Source organism: Candidatus Limnocylindria bacterium (assembly GCA_036523395.1).
Classification (GTDB): domain Bacteria; phylum Chloroflexota; class Limnocylindria; order P2-11E; family P2-11E; genus CF-39.
Genome location: DATDEH010000062.1, coordinates 1 through 16,843 on the forward strand (window position 1 = coordinate 1; position 16,843 = coordinate 16,843).

At 69.0% G+C, this 16,843-nt stretch carries 16 protein-coding genes and 1 tRNA gene; 3 read left to right on the forward strand and 14 right to left on the reverse strand.

Annotated elements, in window-relative coordinates:
• From VI056_08690 to VI056_08755, 14 genes are all read right to left on the reverse strand, one after another.
• Positions 1-1,091 (reverse strand): DUF58 domain-containing protein (locus VI056_08690; GenBank protein HEY6203109.1); only part of this gene is annotated, 1,091 nt, incomplete at its 3' end.
• Positions 1,052-1,996 (reverse strand): MoxR family ATPase, encoded by a 945-nt coding sequence (locus VI056_08695; protein ID HEY6203110.1) that lies wholly within the window; start codon positions 1,994-1,996, stop codon positions 1,052-1,054. The genes VI056_08695 and VI056_08690, both read right to left, overlap by 40 nt.
• Positions 1,993-3,120, reverse strand: a complete 1,128-nt coding sequence (locus VI056_08700) for a DUF4350 domain-containing protein (protein ID HEY6203111.1) — start codon at positions 3,118-3,120, stop codon at positions 1,993-1,995. The genes VI056_08695 and VI056_08700 overlap by 4 nt, the downstream gene beginning before the upstream one ends.
• Positions 3,117-4,007 (reverse strand): DUF4129 domain-containing protein, encoded by an 891-nt coding sequence (locus VI056_08705; protein ID HEY6203112.1) that lies wholly within the window; start codon positions 4,005-4,007, stop codon positions 3,117-3,119. Before VI056_08705 ends, VI056_08700 begins: the two co-directional genes overlap by 4 nt.
• Before the next feature lie 20 nt (positions 4,008-4,027).
• The gene (locus VI056_08710) at positions 4,028-4,936 is read right to left on the reverse strand and encodes a hypothetical protein (GenBank protein HEY6203113.1); all 909 of its coding nucleotides are present in this window, start codon (positions 4,934-4,936) and stop codon (positions 4,028-4,030) included.
• A 21-nt stretch (positions 4,937-4,957) separates the two neighbouring features.
• Positions 4,958-7,219 (reverse strand): MMPL family transporter, encoded by a 2,262-nt coding sequence (locus VI056_08715; protein HEY6203114.1) that lies wholly within the window; start codon positions 7,217-7,219, stop codon positions 4,958-4,960.
• A 62-nt stretch (positions 7,220-7,281) separates the two neighbouring features.
• A tRNA-Pro gene (locus VI056_08720) sits at positions 7,282-7,355 on the reverse strand.
• The gene (locus VI056_08725) at positions 7,333-7,818 is read right to left on the reverse strand and encodes a hypothetical protein (protein ID HEY6203115.1); all 486 of its coding nucleotides are present in this window, start codon (positions 7,816-7,818) and stop codon (positions 7,333-7,335) included. Before VI056_08725 ends, VI056_08720 begins: the two co-directional genes overlap by 23 nt.
• A 3-nt stretch (positions 7,819-7,821) precedes the next feature.
• On the reverse strand, positions 7,822-8,190 hold the full coding sequence (locus VI056_08730; GenBank protein HEY6203116.1) for a hypothetical protein: 369 nt from the start codon (positions 8,188-8,190) through the stop codon (positions 7,822-7,824).
• 174 nt (positions 8,191-8,364) lie between these two features.
• A complete protein-coding gene (locus VI056_08735) occupies positions 8,365-8,799 on the reverse strand; it encodes a hypothetical protein (GenBank protein ID HEY6203117.1) in 435 nt (144 codons plus the stop codon).
• 136 nt (positions 8,800-8,935) lie between these two features.
• A complete protein-coding gene (locus VI056_08740) occupies positions 8,936-13,423 on the reverse strand; it encodes a glutamate synthase-related protein (GenBank protein HEY6203118.1) in 4,488 nt (1,495 codons plus the stop codon).
• Positions 13,424-13,620: 197 nt separating this feature from the next.
• On the reverse strand, positions 13,621-13,995 hold the full coding sequence (locus VI056_08745) for an MOSC domain-containing protein (GenBank protein ID HEY6203119.1): 375 nt from the start codon (positions 13,993-13,995) through the stop codon (positions 13,621-13,623).
• Positions 13,996-13,997: 2 nt separating this feature from the next.
• The gene (locus VI056_08750) at positions 13,998-14,552 is read right to left on the reverse strand and encodes a GNAT family N-acetyltransferase (GenBank protein ID HEY6203120.1); all 555 of its coding nucleotides are present in this window, start codon (positions 14,550-14,552) and stop codon (positions 13,998-14,000) included.
• Entirely contained in the window at positions 14,549-15,328 is a 780-nt protein-coding gene (locus VI056_08755) for an MOSC N-terminal beta barrel domain-containing protein (GenBank protein HEY6203121.1), read from the reverse strand. The genes VI056_08750 and VI056_08755 overlap by 4 nt, the downstream gene beginning before the upstream one ends.
• 25 nt (positions 15,329-15,353) lie before the next feature.
• Here VI056_08755 and VI056_08760 point away from each other — a divergent pair, with 25 nt between their 5' ends.
• From VI056_08760 to VI056_08770, 3 genes are read left to right on the forward strand one after another with little or no spacing between them, the layout of a single operon-like run.
• Entirely contained in the window at positions 15,354-15,890 is a 537-nt protein-coding gene (locus VI056_08760; protein HEY6203122.1) for a DUF488 domain-containing protein, read from the forward strand.
• Complete coding sequence (locus tag VI056_08765; protein HEY6203123.1) at positions 15,887-16,357, forward strand: AAA family ATPase; 471 nt, start codon at positions 15,887-15,889, stop codon at positions 16,355-16,357. Before VI056_08760 ends, VI056_08765 begins: the two co-directional genes overlap by 4 nt.
• Positions 16,354-16,836 carry an HIT family protein gene (locus VI056_08770; protein ID HEY6203124.1) on the forward strand — a complete coding sequence of 161 codons (483 nt, stop codon included), beginning with the start codon at positions 16,354-16,356 and terminating at the stop codon, positions 16,834-16,836. Before VI056_08765 ends, VI056_08770 begins: the two co-directional genes overlap by 4 nt.
• Positions 16,837-16,843: the final 7 nt, after the last annotated feature.

A 16,843-nucleotide genomic window follows, 5' to 3' on the forward strand; every position in this document is an offset into this window, starting at 1 on the left:
ACCAGCGCACGCGAGGCCTCGTCATCGACGAGATCGGTGAACAGCACCACCAGCGCGCGCCGCGCGGTCCGGGCGCGGAGGAACTCGAACGCGGCGCGGTAGTCCGGCTCGGTCGTCGTGACCTCGAGGCGGCGCAGCTCCTCGGTGAGGCGGAGGAACTGCTTGCGCCCGCGGCGCGGCACGGCGTACGAGCGCACGGTGTCCGCGAATCCAAGGAGACCCACTTCGTCGCCCTTCGCGGTCGCGACGTAGCTGAGCATGAGCGCGGTGTTCACCGCGTGATCGAGCTTGGTGAGACCGCCGAGCGTGCTCGACATCATCCGGCCCGCGTCGAGCAGGATGAGGATGCGTTGCTGGCGCTCCGTCTCGTACTCGACCGTGATCGGCCTGCCGCGGCGCGCGGTCGCGGTCCACGAGATCGAGCGCGGATCGTCGTCGGGGAGGTACTCACGCAGCCGCTCGAATACCGTGCCCGCGCCTGGCACGCGCGCGCGGCGCTGACCTGCGTCGTACGCGAGGCCGCGCCGGAGCGTGACCTCGTACCGGCGGATCTCGTGCAGGTCGGGATAGACGTTCGCCGGCGCCGTCGCGGCGATGGTGCCCTGGCGCTCGGTGAGATCGAGCGGACCGCGGAGGCGCAGATGGATGTCGCCGAACGAGAAGCTGCCGCGGTGGTGCGGCCGCGCCGCGTACGCGACCTCACCCCTGTCGTGCGCCGCGATCGTCAGCGGCGACCGCCGATGGTCGACGTCGAACGAGGCGGGCACCGAGTCGGCGAGCACCAGGCGCAACGGCCGCGCGAAGGGATTCGTCACGCGCAGCGTGACGCGGTTCGGCACGCCGATCGACAGCTGCGGATCGGCGAGGCGCGCCACGGGGACGCGACCGGGCGAGGGCGTCGCGCGGACGTCGACGATCGCGAGCGCCAGCGCGAGCACGATGACCAGCGCGCCGAGCGCGAGGAACGCATCGGAGATCCCGCCGAGCGCCAGAGGAAAGGCCGCGGCGAGCATGAGCGCGAGCAGCCGCGGGCGCGGCAGCGGGACCCGGCTCAGCGTGGGACGTCGAGGCGCGCGAGCACGCGCCGGCACACCGCGTCCGCGTCGAGGCCCTCGATCTCGGCCTCGGCACGCAGCACGAGCCGGTGCCGCAGTGTCGGGATCGCCAGCGACTTCACATCGTCCGGCGTGACGAAGTCGCGGCCCTCGATCGCGGCCGCCGTCTTCGCTGCGCGCAGGAGGTGCACGCCGGCGCGCGGGCTCGCGCCGAGCAGCAGGTCGGTGGACTTCCGCGATTCCTCGACGATGCGCACCACGTACTGGAGGACGGAGTCCTCGACCGTCACCGCCTCGACCTCGGCCGCGCACTCGTCGAGCAGGTTCTTCGCGAACGGCTCGAGCTTGTCGACCTCCGCGAGCGGCTGACCCTTGTCGTGCGCGCGGAGGATCGCCTGCTCCTCGGACGATTCGGGGTAACGCATGATCGCCTTGAACAGGAAGCGGTCGAGCTCGGCCTCGGGCAGCGGATAGGTCCCCTCATACTCGACCGGGTTCTGCGTCGCGATGACGAGGAACGGGCGCGGGAGCATCCGCGAATCGCCCTCGAGCGTGACCTGCTTCTCCTCCATCGCCTCGAGCAGCGCGGCCTGGGCCTTCGCCGGGGCGCGGTTGATCTCGTCGGCGAGCACGACGTTCGCGAAGATCGGCCCTTCCTTGATGCGGAAGTTGCTCGTCGTGATCTCGTACACGGAGGTGCCGACGATGTCGCTCGGCATGAGGTCCGGCGTGAACTGGATCCGCTTGAAGGTCCCCCCGATGAGGCGCGCGATCGTCCGCGCGAGAAGGGTCTTCGCCGTTCCGGGCACGCCTTCGATGAGCACGTGGCCGCCGAGCACGAGCGCGATGAAGGCGAGCCGGACGGTCTCGTCCTGGCCGACGATGATGCGATGCACGTCGCGGTGGAAGCGCTCCGCGACCTCGCGCGCGCGCCCGCTCACCGTGTCTTCACAAGGCGTTCTATCTGTCCGACGGTACGGAGCAGCTGGTCCTCGCGCAAGCGGCGGCCCAGAGCGTCATCGACGGCGCGTGCCTCGGCAGCGCGCTCGCGGTCGGCGGCGGCAAGAGTCGCGAGCACGCGGTCGAACGGCATCGCTGGATCGAGACCGAGCGCGCGGGCGAGTCCGCCGCGCAGATCGTGGCGCAGTCGGCGTCGCGCGATCTCCCCGCGGCCTGAACGGCGCACCAGACCCGCGAACCCGCGGATGTATTCGAGGCTCGAGCGCGCCGGGCGTGGGTCGAGCGGCACCGGCGGGCCGAGCCGCCGACCCGAGAGGACGAGATAGAGGAAGCCTGCGAACGACGCGAAGACCAGCGCGCGACCAGGCCAGGTGCTCTGCAGGAGCACCAGGACATCGGCGCTCGGATGAGACCCGTGGTGGTACTCATCGAAGGCGACCGTGCCGCCGCGTGCGACCGCGTCGTGCGCCAGCGCGAGCACGACGCGCGCGTTGTCAGCCTGACCGAGGCCCGCGGCAAGGAACGGTCCAAGACTCGCGACGACGACGAACGTGCCGCGGCCCTCACGCACCGCCGCGGCGATGGTGGTGCGGCCATCGCTCGCGAGCGCGAGCGCCTTCGGGCCGAGCGCAAGGGAGCCGACGCGATCGACCGCGATGTCGCCCGCGGGCGGATCGGCGAAGACGGCGTTGGCGAGGGGATGCACGCCCGGGCTCGCGATGCCGTTGACGCGGATGTCGAACGCGTCGAGGAGCGGCCGTTCGAAGATGCCGGCGTCCGTGGCAAGGACGGCGGTACCGCCGGCGGCGACGAACTTCTTCACGTTCTCCGCATCCGACGTCGTCATCACCTCGGTCGCGCCGAGGATGAACAGCACCGACGCCGCCGATGCGTCGGGAGCGAAGCGGTCGCCCTGGACGGTCGTCGTGTTCGCACCCATGGCCGCGAGATAACGGCGAAGCGCCGCTGCGCCACCGGGACCGTCGTCGTACGCCGAACCGGTCCGCCCCGACGCCGTCGGCGCCGCGGTGGTGGCGAACGCGAACACGATCGTCGCGACCGCAAGGAGCGCGGCGAGAAGGTAGAGCGGATTGACACGCCTCATCCGGCCACCCGCAGCGCCAGGCTTCGCGCGCGCTGCGCCTCCTCCTGCCCGGGATCACGCAGACCGAACCACGAGCGCTCGTACAGCGCGACCAGATCGCGCAGCGCATCGGCGTTCGGCACGGCCGCGGCCCGCACGAGGAGCTCGCGATCGGTCAGAGCGGGGTCGTACCGGATCGCCTCGCGCGCGACCAGCGTCGTCAGCGCGAAGAGGTACAGCGCGTGGATCGCCTCCCGCGGCCTGCCACCGCCGAGCGCCTCGTCCGCGGCGCGAAGGTGGCGCGCGGGATCGGGACGATCGGCGCCGACGGCCTCGCGGAGCGCGACCTCGGTGCGCACGCGCTCGCCGAGACCGCGTCCCAGCGTCGCGACGACGAAGAAGATGATCCCGGCGCCGAGGATCCCGAGCAGCGGCCACACCAGACCGAAGTCCACCCGTGGACCCGGAAGCCCCGCGAGGAAGCGCTGCAGGGCGAGGACGATCGTGTCGAGGAACGAGAGCGACCCGGACGACGCGCCGACCGCGCCAAGGGCGTCGCGCAGCGCCGCGTCCGAGCGGGCCGCGTCGATCGATGGCGACAGCGTGCGCTCGGAGAGCGCGAGCTGCGCGTCGATGAGCACGAGCGCGGCGTCGAGGGAGGCGTTGTCCGACGTGATGCGGTCCGCCAGCGGGAGGTCGTTGATCACAAGCTCGCCCGTCGGCAGTGAGATCGCGGTCGTGACAGACAGGATCACGCGGGCGCGCGTCACCGCGGCGTCGCGCGCCGCGCCCGAAAGGGAACGCGCCTGCACGACGAGAGACCGCGCGTCGGCGAGACGCTGGCGGTACTCGCGCCCCGAGACGGTGTCCGCGTGAGCGGCGAGGGGCTGCGCGAGCCACAGCGCCACGGCCAGCGCGAGGACGCGCGCTACGCCTGGCGCGGCAGCGCCTCCGCGGCGAGCTGCAGGTCGAGCGCCTCTTTGCGCACGCGCAGATCGAAATAGAGGATCGTGAACGTCCCCCACTCCACCGGCGCCCAGAGCACCGTGGCGATGACGTTGATGATGTTCTGCAGCACGAGGCGCACGGTCGTGTCCGAGATGAACGCGGCGATGAAGATGAACGAGATGAGCGTCGAGAGCACGGCCTGCAGCACACCGAGCAGGATCTGCAGACCCAGGATGCGCCAGCGGTGGCCGTTCGACAGCCACCACGACCGGCGGATCGCGTGGATCGGGCCAACGGGCTCGAGCGCGGCGACGACCGGCGCGACCAGCCAGGACGCGAAGACGTACACCGTGGCGACGAGACCCGCGAGTATCCCGAGCGTCGCGACGAGCGCGTTGTTCGCGAGTGCGACGACGAGGAACAGGGCGATCCACCCGAGGAACAGCGTGAAGAACAGGAGCAGTCCGGTCCCGATGATCTTCGGAGCGACGCGCAGTCCCGCGCGGAAGGAAGCGCCGACGGTGGTCTCGCGCCCGAGATAGCGCGCTCCGGCGGCGTCAACGAGCGAGCCGATCTGGACCGACAGGAAGAGCACCGAGATGAGGCCCGCGATAAGGCTGACGACGATGAGCGTGAAGAATGCCGCGCCCAGCGCGGGGGTGATGATCAGGTTCGGAGAGACCGGCTCGGTGCTGAACTGATTGAAGAAGGGCACCAGCGGCGTCAGCTGCGAGCCGACGCTGAGGACGATCCCCCCGATGACGAGGAACAGCGCGAGGTAGGGCACCGCGGAGAGCGTCATGAAGAGCACCGCGCGCTGCCGGTACATCGAGAAGACGCGGTCGACGATGTCGCCGACGCCGAGCGGGCGGAGCTGCGGTGCTTCCACGCCGCGCATGGTACGGGCGGGCTAGTGCGTTTCGGGCGTCGGCGCCGGCGCAGTCTCGCCGAGACGCAGCCAGCGGTAGAGGCGCGCCAGGGGCGCGGGCGCCCACCAGTTGAGGTTCCCGAGCAGCCGCATCGTCGCGGGCACGACGAGCGCGCGGACGAGCGTCGCATCGACCGCGACCGCGAGCGCCATCCCCAGGCCGATCGCCTTGATGAGGAGGATCTCCGCAAGGCCGAAGGCCGCGAAGACACCCACCATGATCGCGGCCGCCCCGGTGATGAGCCGGCCGCTGCGCTCGAGACCTTCGGCGACGGAGTGGGTGTTATCGCCGGTCCGCCGGTATTCCTCCTGGATCCGCGAGAGAAGCAGTACCTCGTAGTCCATCGAAAGCCCGAAGACGATGCAGAACATGATCACCGGCGTCGACGGGTCGATGGAACCGGCCTCGAATCCGAGGATGCGCGCGCCGTTGCCGTCCTGGAAGATCCATACGAGGGCGCCGAACGATGCGCTGATCGAAAGCAAATTCATCACGACCGCCTTCAGCGGGAGCACGACCGATCCGAGCAGCACGAAGAGCACGACGATCGTCGCGAGCATCACGAACGCGACCGCCTGCGGCGTGCGGCCGACGATGAAGTCCACGGTGTCGAGATCGATCGCGGTGAATCCGGTGACCAGGAGCTCACCGCCGGGGGGCGGCGCCTGCGCGCGGATGTCCTTCACGAGCTGGCGCGCCTCGTCGCCGTAGAACGGAAGCGACGTGACGACGTCGAACAGCACGATGTCCTTGCCGATCGTGCTCTTGAGCCCGTTCTGCAGCAGCGGCGGGAGCTGCGCGCGCGGGATCGAATAGAGCGTCGCGAAGTCCGGGATGCCGAACGTTCGCGGATCGAATCCGGTGAACGCGCTCTGCACTTTGACGACATGCGCGAGCTTCTCGAGACGCTGGCCGAGATCGACGAGCTGCGGGACGCGCGTGCGCTCGAGCGGATCACCGCTCGCGTAATGGACGACGACCTGCATGTGGTTCTGCCCCGCGTCGGGGAAGTCGTTCACGAGCCTGTCGTATGCGGCGCGCGATTCCTCGTGTGTGGGCAAGGTGCGCACGTCACTCGTCGCGAGTCGAAGGTGCAGGAAAGGCGAGCCCGCGAGGAGGATGACCGCGACCACCGGCACGAGCACCGCGACCGGTCGCCGCATGACGGCCATCGCGATGGTGTGCCACCAGCCGCGGCCGCTCTGATCGGGTTGGAAGATCGGCACCCGCAGGAGATCCACCCGATGCCCGAGAAGTCCGAGGAGCGCCGGGAGGAAGGTGAGCCCGTACAGGACGGCGCTCGCGACGACGACCGCTCCCGACAGGCCCATCGACGGGAGGAAGGTGCCCTCGTAGAAGAGCATCCCGGACAGCCCGATCGCGACGGTGATCCCCGAGAAGGTCACCGCGCGCCCGGAGGTCGACATCGCGATCGCGAGCGAGTCCTCGATGCTGCGGCCGCGCCGCATCTCCTCGCGGAAGCGGCTGGTCACGAACAGCGAATAGTCGATCGCGACGCCGAGGCCGATGAGCGTGACCACGTTCTGCGCGTAGACCGAGACGTCCGTGATGCGCGAGAGCACGAACATCCCGGCGATGCCGCTCATCACGGCCAGGACGCCGGTGCCGAGCGGGATGAGGGCTGCGACGACCGTGCCGAAGACGACGAGCAGCAGGATGAGCGCGAGCGGCAACGCGACGACCTCGGCGCGCTGGAGGTCCGTCAGCAGCACCTCGTTGAAGCCGTGATTGATGGCGAGGATGCCCGTCGCCTGCACCTTGAGCTTGTCGGACTTCACCTTCGCTCGCAGCTCGGCGTAGTAGTCGCGTGCGACATCGATGGTGTCCTTCGCCGCGACGTCGACCGTGATCGCCTTGCCGTCCTTCGAGAACCCGCGAGTCGCATCGGTGCTGTTCGCGTCGTACGGGGTGATGATCGTGTCGACGCGCGGGTCGGTCCGCAGCGACGCGATCGCCGCCTCGACCGCCGCCCGGAACGCCGGGTCCTTCGCGTCGAGCGTGTCGCTCGAGAAGATCAGCGTGAACGTCGAACCGCCGACGCGCGGGAGCTCCTGCTCGATGAGCTTCGACGCGCGACCGGACTCCGCGGTCTCGATGAATCCGCCGGAGACGAGCTTCCCGCCCTGCGAGGCGAGGAAGCCGGACGCGACGAGCAGTGCTACGGATAGGGCGAGTACGGGCCAGCGATGGCGGTAAACAAGGCGGCCCCAGGCGGCGAACAACCCTCGGTCTTCACTCCCTCGATGTGTGCGGGGTCAAGCGTACGGGGAAACTTGGTCGACTGTCGGGGCGGCGAGAATCGAACTCGCGACCTCCAGAACCCAAATCTGGCGCGCTACCAGGCTGCGCTACGCCCCGAGCGACTGATGGTACGGAGCACGTGGCAATTGGCGCACACGAGCTCGCACTTTTTCAACTCTTCAAGCACAAGTGTACGCGGGAAACGTCCGACCAGAACGCTGATCGACTCGATCTTCTCGAAGCCGGGTAAGTGATCCCAGTGCATCACATACGCAGGGAAGGTTTGACCGCAATCCGCGCAGGCGACTCCTTCCTTGAGCGAAGCCATCCACGCGCGTGCGGCTCTCATCCGCTTCTTGTTGCGCACGTTGCGCGAGTCTTTGCCACCCGCGTGGTAATAGCGGCGGTCGTACGCACGACGACACTCTCGGCAATAGGAGAACTGACCCGTTCGAGATTTGTGGAATTCGCTTTGATCCTTCCACTGGCCGCACATCGCGCAACGCCTGACGAAGACCTTGGGGGACGTGTCCGTCGCGGCGGGACTCGCTGTCGACTCGTCCTCGTTGAACTTTCCCATTGATTACGCGATGGCGCGCTCGAGCGAGCAGACACGGTAGAGCGCCGCCTTCTCGCCGATCGCCCATGATGTCGCCCAACCAGCACGCTCAAAGGTCCGGATCGCGTGGCAGTTCGCGCACACAAGCTGGCACTTGGCGATCTCCGCGAGCACATCCGCACGCGACCGTCCTTTGAACGTGCTCACGTCGCCCAGCTTGTCTGTTCCAGGGAGGTGATCCCACTGCATGACTTGCGGCGGAAAGGACCGACCGCAGTCCGTGCACGGCTGTCCGACTTTGAGACCCAGAAGCCATGCCGCCCGCCCGCGTTCCCACATGCGCTGTGGTCTGCGCTGCCCACGCGACCGTTCGTACTCGAGATGGTCGATCACGGCGCGGCAGGGTTTGCAGTAGCCCTGAAGTCCATCGCGCCGAGCGCGGTTCCTATGGAACGCCGTGAAGGGCTTCATCTCGTGGCACCCAGAACAACGCTTCACAACCTGTGATAGTACATCTGTTCGATATCAAAAACAATAGCGGACCGGCGCGTTGAGCGAAGCCCCGAGCTACGCCGCGAGTCGTCTCCGCGCGTTCGACATGTACGGCTCGAGCGCGCGCACCGCGATGACGAAAATGATCCACATGATGAGTCCCATCACGATCGGCGACGAATACGCGTCCGCATAGCTGACCGCATAGCCGAGCGTTGGGATCGCGACCCACGCCGTGCCGATCGTGGGAGCCGACGCGTCGCCGCTCGCGGCCGGCTCGGCCGCAACGGCCGTGCCGGAGGGAACGGGTGCGACCAGAACGAGCGAGCCGATCGGCACCATCGACTCCGTCGGTCCGCCCTGAACGACGTAGGTGGAGAGCCCGACGAATCGGACCGCCATGAGCGCGCCGGACAAGGTAAGGATCGTCGCCATGACGGCGACCGCGACGATGGTTGCGAATACGTGCGCCGCGCCCCGGATCGGGCGAACAGCCCTCCGTCGTGACACCCGCTGCCTCCCCTGCTCTGCTCCGCCGCCACCCTGGTGGCGTTTCGCTCGCACTTTCCTGCTGAGTCGCCAACGACGCCATAGCCGAATCGGTACGGCGCGGCGGCCCCGTTCGTACTACCCCGCCTGAATGCGGCTACTCCGTGGAGATCATCTGGTCCACGATGTCCGCGCCCGGCCGCACGACCCGGAAGTGCGCCGCGGGGTCATCCAGCAGGGCTCGCGTCGCGGCTGCTGTTTCGATCTGACCGCCGTCGTGAAGCAGCGTCGCGTAGCTGCCAACAAGATCGCGCAAGGCGACGAGGTCCTCGTCGGAGGACGGCGGCCGCAGGTTGACCTTGGCGCCTTTCGCGAAGCGGTCGCGCAGCCCCCGGTCGTCAAGTCCGCGCGCCGCGTCGTGACGCAGGAACACGACGCCGCCGCTCATGCCCGAACAGATCCAGCGACCCGGATCGCCGAGGACGACGGCACGGCCACCGGTCATGTACTCGAACGCGAAGCCGCGCAGGTCGCCGCCGAAGAGCACGTCGGCGCCCGAGAGCCGGATCCCCGCCCGCGCATCGGCGCCGCCCTGGACGTAGAAACGGCCACGCTGCGCCCCGTATCCGAAGCACTTCCCCACCGAACCATCGACCCATTCGCCGCTGCGGTTGCGCGCCTTGAGGACGGCGAACGTTCCGCCGAGCGCGGTCTTCGCGGCGCCGTCCTGCGCGCCGCCGGCGATACGCAGCGACACGCCATCGGTCGAGTACGCGCCGAAGCCGTTGCCCGCGACGGAGCCGTGCCCGAACGACGACGCGAGCTCGGTGACGGCCGCCCCGGCGATGCGCTGTCGCGCGAGCTGACCGGCGGTCGCGGTCGCGATGAAGCGATGCTCGCTCCCGAGGCGCGGCCGATCCGCTGCGCCGCCGTCGCGCGCTTCCTCTTCGATCGTCGGTCCGCCGGCCGCAGCGAGGACGCGCAGCTCGCGGCCACCGCGACGCACCGGACCGGCGGGAGCGAGGAGCCCCGAGAGGTCGACGCGGTCGAGGCCACGCGCCTGCGCGAGGAGATCGGTGCGTCCGACCAGATCCTCGGTCGACGAGACGCCGAGAAGGGCGGCGATCCTCGCGAGCTCGTCTCGAAGCGCGCCGAAGAAGCGCATGAGGTTCGTCACCGCTCGCTCGAACTCCTGCGGCTCGAAGCGCTTGAGCCCCTTCTCGACCGCCTCGGCCGGAGAGGTGATCTGCGTCGCGATGCCGACATGACAGGTGTCGAGCTGGCAGCCACGGCAGATCGTGCAGCCGATCGCGACCATCGCCATCGTCCCGAACCCGACGCGATCCGCGCCGAGGCACAGCATCTTCGCGACATCGAGCGCGCTCTTCATCCCGCCGTCACACCAGATCTGCACGTGGTCGCGCAGGCCGTTGGCGACGAGCGCGCGGTGCGCCTCGGTCACGCCGATCTCGGCCGGAAGACCCGCGCGCCGTAGTGCGTGCTGCCGCGCAGCGCCGGTCCCGCCGTCGTATCCGGACAGCGTGATGATGTCGGCGCCCGATTTCGCGATGCCACAGGCGATGATCCCGACATCCGGCGTCACGGGGATCTTCACGGCGACGCGCGCGCGCGGATTGACGGTCTTCAGCTCGTGGACGACCTGCGCGAGGTCCTCGATCGAATAGATGTCGTGATTGTTCGACGGCGAGATGAGATCGACGCCCGGTCGCGCATTGCGCGCAAGCGCCACCTTCACCGACACCTTCTTCGCCGGAAGATGGCCGCCTTCGCCGGGCTTCGCGCCCTGGCCGATCTTGATCTCGAGGTAGTCCGACGAATTCGCGAGCAGGGCCGAGACACCGAATCGTCCCGACGCGATCTGCTGCCCGCGGTTGCGGGGGTACTTGCCGATGAGGTCAGGCAGCTCGCCGCCCTCGCCGTTGATGCAGAGCAGATTCATTCGCGCCATCGCCTCGGCATACGCGCGGTACGCGGTCTCCCCCTGCGAACCGAACGACATCGACGATATGTACATCGGCGCATCGTGGTCGCCGGTGCGCGTGCTCGCGGCCGCGTTCGTCTCCTCATCGAGCGGCGCGCGGAAATCGAGGAGATGGCGCAGCGACACCGGATGCGTTCGCTCGAACTCCTCGAGCTTGTCGGCGAACGCGCGGTACGGCTGTTCGCCGTTGGCGACGGCGAGCCCGGTCTTCCAGACGCGCGGGTAGATACGGAACACCGGCTCGATGCGCGCCGCGCGCCGCTCGCGCAGCATCGTCCCGCGATCGAAGCCGTCGGCGCCGACGCGCTCCCACGAGAGACCGTGATCGTCGCTCGCGCAGAACGTCGTGATACCGAGCATCCGCGCGACCTCGGGCGCGACGCCGATCGCGGAGAGCTGCCGGCCGTAGCCGCGGATCTCGTGCACACCGAGCGTCGAGATGACCTTCTCCATCCCCTTGCGCAGCGCTTCGACGAGGTTCGGCAGCGCATCGGGATCGCCCAGCGACAGCGCGTACTCGAGCAGCAGGTACGGGTTCACGGCGTCGGCACCGAGCGCGAGCGCGACCATGAGGTCGTGCAGGTTGCGCAGGCTGCCTGCCGACACGATGAGCGCGCACTCACGCCGGAGCGAGCCGTTGCGCGACGGCTGCGTGATGAGCGCGCGGTGCGCCGCAGCCACGACGAGCAGCGGGTCGAGCCACGCGCGACCTTCTTCGACCACGTGGCGGTCCTGGACGACGACGAGCGTCGCGCCGCCGCGAACGCCGCGACACGCCTGCGCGCCGAGACGCGCGAGCGCGTCGCGCGGATGCTCCTCCCAGTCGCGGTCCGCCTCGAGGATCACGGGAACTCGCGCCCCGTCGGCGGTGAACTGCGCGACCACGTCCTCCACGATCCAGGTGCCAAGCTGGCGCGCGAGCGAACGGTGATCGTCGCCGCGCAGCCCGGTCTCGGGGGCGTGGCCGCCGAGGAGGATCGGCGTGCGCAGCTCGATCCACCGGCCGCGATCGCCGCGGCGCGTCGATGCGGCACGCGGCGAAGGACGCGGACCGAGCAGGGCGCGCGTCGAGAAGTGCTCGATCTCGCGCTCGCGGTCGATCGCCGGATTCGTCACGACGGCCACGGTCTCGTGCAGGTAGTCGGCGAGGTTCGGATGCGCAGCCGACAGCGCCGCGAGCGGTCCGTCCCATCCCAGAGAGCCGATCGGCTCGTTCCCCGTCCGCGCGGCGAACTGCGCCATCTTCAGGTCGTCGGGCTCGAACCCGAGCGACGCGAACTGCTGCTCGCGGCGCTGCGAGGGATCCTCGAGCTCGTCGGGCGGCGTCGCGATCTGCCAGCGCGCGGTCGGCTCGCGCCGCGCGCCGGGGCGATGAACGCTCCCGGGCGCCTCCTCGGGACCGCCGCAGTCGATGCGATCGCGAATGCCCTCGACCGTGACGCCGCGCGTCGTGCGGTCCGCGACGAACGCCCGGCGCAGCGTGTCCTGATCGAGGAACCGCCAACCGGTGCTCGTGCGGCGAAGGCCGACGCGCTCGCCGGGTCCCAGCGGATACGGATCGCGGACGTACCGCTCGAGGGGCACGAATCCGCGCTCGCTCGCGAACACCTGCTCGTCGGGTGTCTCGACGTGCCACAGCGGGCGCAGCCCGAGCGCGTCGACGCCGAAGAGACAGGTGTCGCCGACGCGCGCGAGGAACGCGGCCGGTCCCTGGGCGAACGGGCCGAACGCGGCGCGCGACTGGATGTACAGATCCTGCAGCTCCGCGGGCATGCGCTTGATCTCGTTCACGATCGGCGGGAAGAGAAGCTCGATCGCCTCGATCGGCGTGAGCCGCAGCCCTAGCACCATGCCGCGCAGCACCGCGTCGACGTCCTGCGAGTCGCTGCCGGACCGCGAGAGCGGGATGCGCAGCGCCTTGGCCTCTTCACGCATCCGCCCGATCGTGTTGATCTCGCCGTTGTGCGCGAACGACGCGAAGGGCTGGACGCGATCGAAGCTTGTGCTCGTGTTCGTCGCATAGCGGTTGTGGCCAAAGGCCATCGACGTCGCGAAGCGCGGATCCGCGAGGTCCGCGAAGTAACGCGGGAGCTGATGGCCGGCGCCGCGCAGCTTGTAGACCGCCGTGTGGCGCGACAGGCTCACGACCGTCGCGGCCGTGAGGCGCTCGATCTCGACGGCTGCTTCGTAGAGCGCGCGCGAGCCGGGGCCATCGCGTGACGGCGTGAGGAGCGCGAGCTGCCAGAAGTGCGGCTCCTCGGTGCGTCCGCGCGGACCGAGGACGCTGCTCTCGGTGGTGAGCTCGCGCTCGACGAGGATCTCGATGCCGCGACGCGCGAGGCTGCGACGGACGGCCGCCCGGTCCGCGTCGCCGTCGCCCGACGGGATGAACAGATGACCGACGGCGAACCGACCGCTGCGGACGAGGGTCGAGTCCCGGCCCGATGTGCGAAGGACGTTCGCCCAGAGGGCGCGCGGGATATCGGTGAGGACGCCAGCGCCGTCGCCTTCGCCGTCGACCAGGCCCGAGCGGTGCGCGAGCGCGGCCATGCCATGGAGCACGCCGTCCAGTACCTCGCGCGATGGCCGACCGTCCTTCCGGGCGATCGAGACCAAGGCACAGGCATCGCGCTCGTCGCTCACGCACTACCTCCTTCTAAACAGAAAAGCCCCCCGGTCCTGGGAGGCTTCATCGGTCTCGATGTTTCGCTCAGCAGACGCGACTCAGCCTCCACCTCCCGCGGTGATCGCTGCTGCTGCGGAGCGGACCTTTGTCACTGCCGGGATTTGTAGCCGAAGCGAAGGTTGCGGAACAGCGCTGGAATGGTCGCGAATCGGCGTTAGACGCCGGCGCGCGCGGGCAGGACGACCGCGTCGCCGATCCGGACGGGACCGTCGACCGCGATGACGGTGCATATCGCACCACGGCGTCCGGCAAGCGATGCCTGGAAGGCGACGACGTCGTCGACGCCGAGCAGCTCGCCGATGTGCGTGCACGGCTCGGCCTCGCCGTTCACCCGCAGGGTGGTCCCTCCCACGCGGATCTCGGTGTCGGGCGTAAGAAGGCTCAGACCGGGCAGGCCGTCGAACGTGATCTGCTCGCGGAGGTCGCCGGGTCGCAGGCCGAGTGAATCGTGTGTCGAGCGGTCGACGATCAGGACAGCGCGCTTGGTGCGATCGGCGTGCGAGTCGCCGTCGATGCCTCCCGGTGACAAGGTTAGAGCGGCATCCGCACGACGGCGTTGTCGCCGTGCTTCTCGACAACCTTGAACCCCGCCTTCACGTACATCGAGAGCGGCCCGACGTAGTTGATCTGCGTCCAACGCGCCGGGTCGATCTCGCCGAGGAACGGGTAGGCCTCTGCGGTCGTCATGCCACGCTCGCGCAGGTGCTCGAGCGCGGCTTCGAGCAGTGTCGTCGCGACGCCCTGCCGCCGCTGATCGGGCGCGACGACGAAGCAGACGATCGCGCCGACCGTCGGATCCTTCTCACCCTCGACATTCACCAGCTCGTTCTTCGGCGCAGCGTGGCACCAGCCGACCACGCGGCCCAGCCGGTAGGCGACGAGCCCGTTGGCCTTCGCGGAGCGGATGAGCTCGCTGCGCGACTCGCGGTTCTGCTGCTTGGTCCGACTCTCGTAGTCGTCGACCAGTCGCTCCATGCAAAAGCACTTCGACCAGTTCGGATTGTCGGCGTACGCGACCATGTCGAAGTAGTGCAGCACGACGTCGTGCTGATCCGGAGAGATCGGACGGACGGTGATGTCGCTCATGTGTGGACCTCCACGGTATCGCCGATGCGCACCGTGCCCGGCTGCTCGACCCTCGCCCACACGCCGAACGCAAGCTCCTCGGTCGTACCGATGTCGCGCCGGTAGCGAGCGAGGAGCTCGAGCGTGTCGAGGGTCGGTTCGGCCGTTTCGGGATCGCGAGTGGTCACGACGCACCGGCCCACGTTGCCCGAGGGCACAACGACGGCGTCACCGACGTGCACGCGGCGACCGATCCACTGGTCCTCTTCGTGAGCCCGCGTTCCAGACACTCCGATGAGCATGCGGAAGCGCCGAGGGTCCACCGGCTCGGTCGACGACGCCTCCTGCTGCATGCGCTCCAGCGATCCGGTCGAGAGCATCGTCGCCCCTGCCCCGTGACCCGCGCGATCGTGTCCTTGACCCGGTCCGTCGAGACGCACCAGCTGCACCGGCCGGCCGAGCTCATCACTGAGGGCCTCGGCCCACGGTCCGTAAGCGATGTGCCCCGGTGCTGCGTGTCCGTAGATCGTCACGGTGATCGGCGCGGCGACCGCGACTGCGCCGCCGACCGACGATCCGCTCGGCATCCGCAGCTCGAGGTGCCCGCTCTTCAGGTCGTAGCGGGCAACGATCGTCGAGAGCGGCGCGAGCCGCTTCCCGTTGAGGAGCCGGCCGGTCTCGTCGACGACGCAGAAGAGGCGGTCATCCGCGACACCGTTCGGTCCGAGCTCGATGCGATCGCGCTCTTCGATGCGGAGCCCCTTGACCGGCGCGACATGCAGCCACGCGACCTTCACCGAACGAGTCTTTCACACTGAGTGCATGCCGAGGATCTTCAGCGTTGGCCACGGCACGCGGCCGATCGAGGAGTTCCTCGACGTCCTGGGCGCGGCGGGGGTGAAGACCCTCGCTGACATCCGCAGCGCGCCAGGATCGCGCAGGCATCCGCAGTTCGGTCAGGCCGCGCTGGCTGCGTCGCTCAGGGCAGCCGGCATCGAGTACGTGCATCTGCGCGGTCTGGGTGGCCGCCGCGAGGCGGCACCGGATTCGCCGCACACAGCATTGAAAGTTGACGCGTTCCGTGGTTACGCGGACCACCTGTCGACTGACGAGTTCGCCGCGGACTGCGCACGCTTGGTCGCGATCGCGCACGAAAGAACGACGGCGTTCATGTGCGCCGAGACGCTCTGGTGGCGCTGTCATCGACGATTGCTGGCCGATCGGCTCGCGGTCGATGGCTGGGACGTCGTCCATCTTCTGGCGCCGGGAAAGAGCGAGCCACATCGACTGTGGGACGTCGCGCGCGTCGTCGATGGTCGGCTCGTGTACGACGATGGCGCGATACCGTTGGGCACGTGAGCGGGCGCCTCGTGATCATCGGCGGCGCACCGGCGACCGGCAAGACGACGCTCGCACGGGCACTCGGCGACGCGCTCGGCCTCCCCGTCATCACCAAGGACGACATCAAGGAGTCGCTTGCCGAACCGTTCACGACCGGCGATCGCGAGTGGTCGAGGCAGCTGGGCGTGGCGGCGTACGGCGTCCTCTTCGTCGTGGCGGAGCGCATCCTCGCCGCGCTTGCGCCGACCGCCGTCATCCTGTGCCGGACGCCGAAGGCACGACATCGTTACGCGGAGCGCGCCGCGGTCGGCCGACATCGTGTTCACATCGATGACGCGGTCCTCGCCACGTGGAACGGCGACGACGCTGAGTTCCTCATCGACATCGGCACGCCGCGGCTCATCGTCGGCACGACGGACGGCTACACCCCAGATCTCGAGCGGATCGCCGCCTTCGCGCGAGGCGCTACCGTGCCACCTCGATGAAGCGTGAATGGCCGGCGGACTGGATGGGGCGCGTGCGCGGCAAGAACTGCGCGATGTGCGCCGATGGACGACCGGAGGTCGCGCACGGCAGCTCGCGCATCTTCGCCGGTCGCGCCAGCGATGCGTACCTCGTCCGGAACGACGTCGGGCAGCGCGGCTACTCGATCGTCATCTGGCGCGGACGCCATGTCTCGGATCCGACCGAGCTCACAGCGGAAGAGGCACGGGACTACTTCGACGAGGTGCTCCGCGTTGGGCGAGCGATCGAGCGGCAGTTCAAGCCGATCAAGATGAACTTCGAGATGCTCGGCAACTCGCTTCCGCATCTGCACACGCATGTCATCCCGCGCTATCTCGAGGATGGCGAGCCTGGGCACCCCGCGCACTTCATGCGCATCGACCTCAAAGACGAGCCGAAGATCTCCGAAGCGCGGTACGCCCGCGACCTCGCTGCCCTTCGCGCGCTCCTCGATCGATAGGGAGACC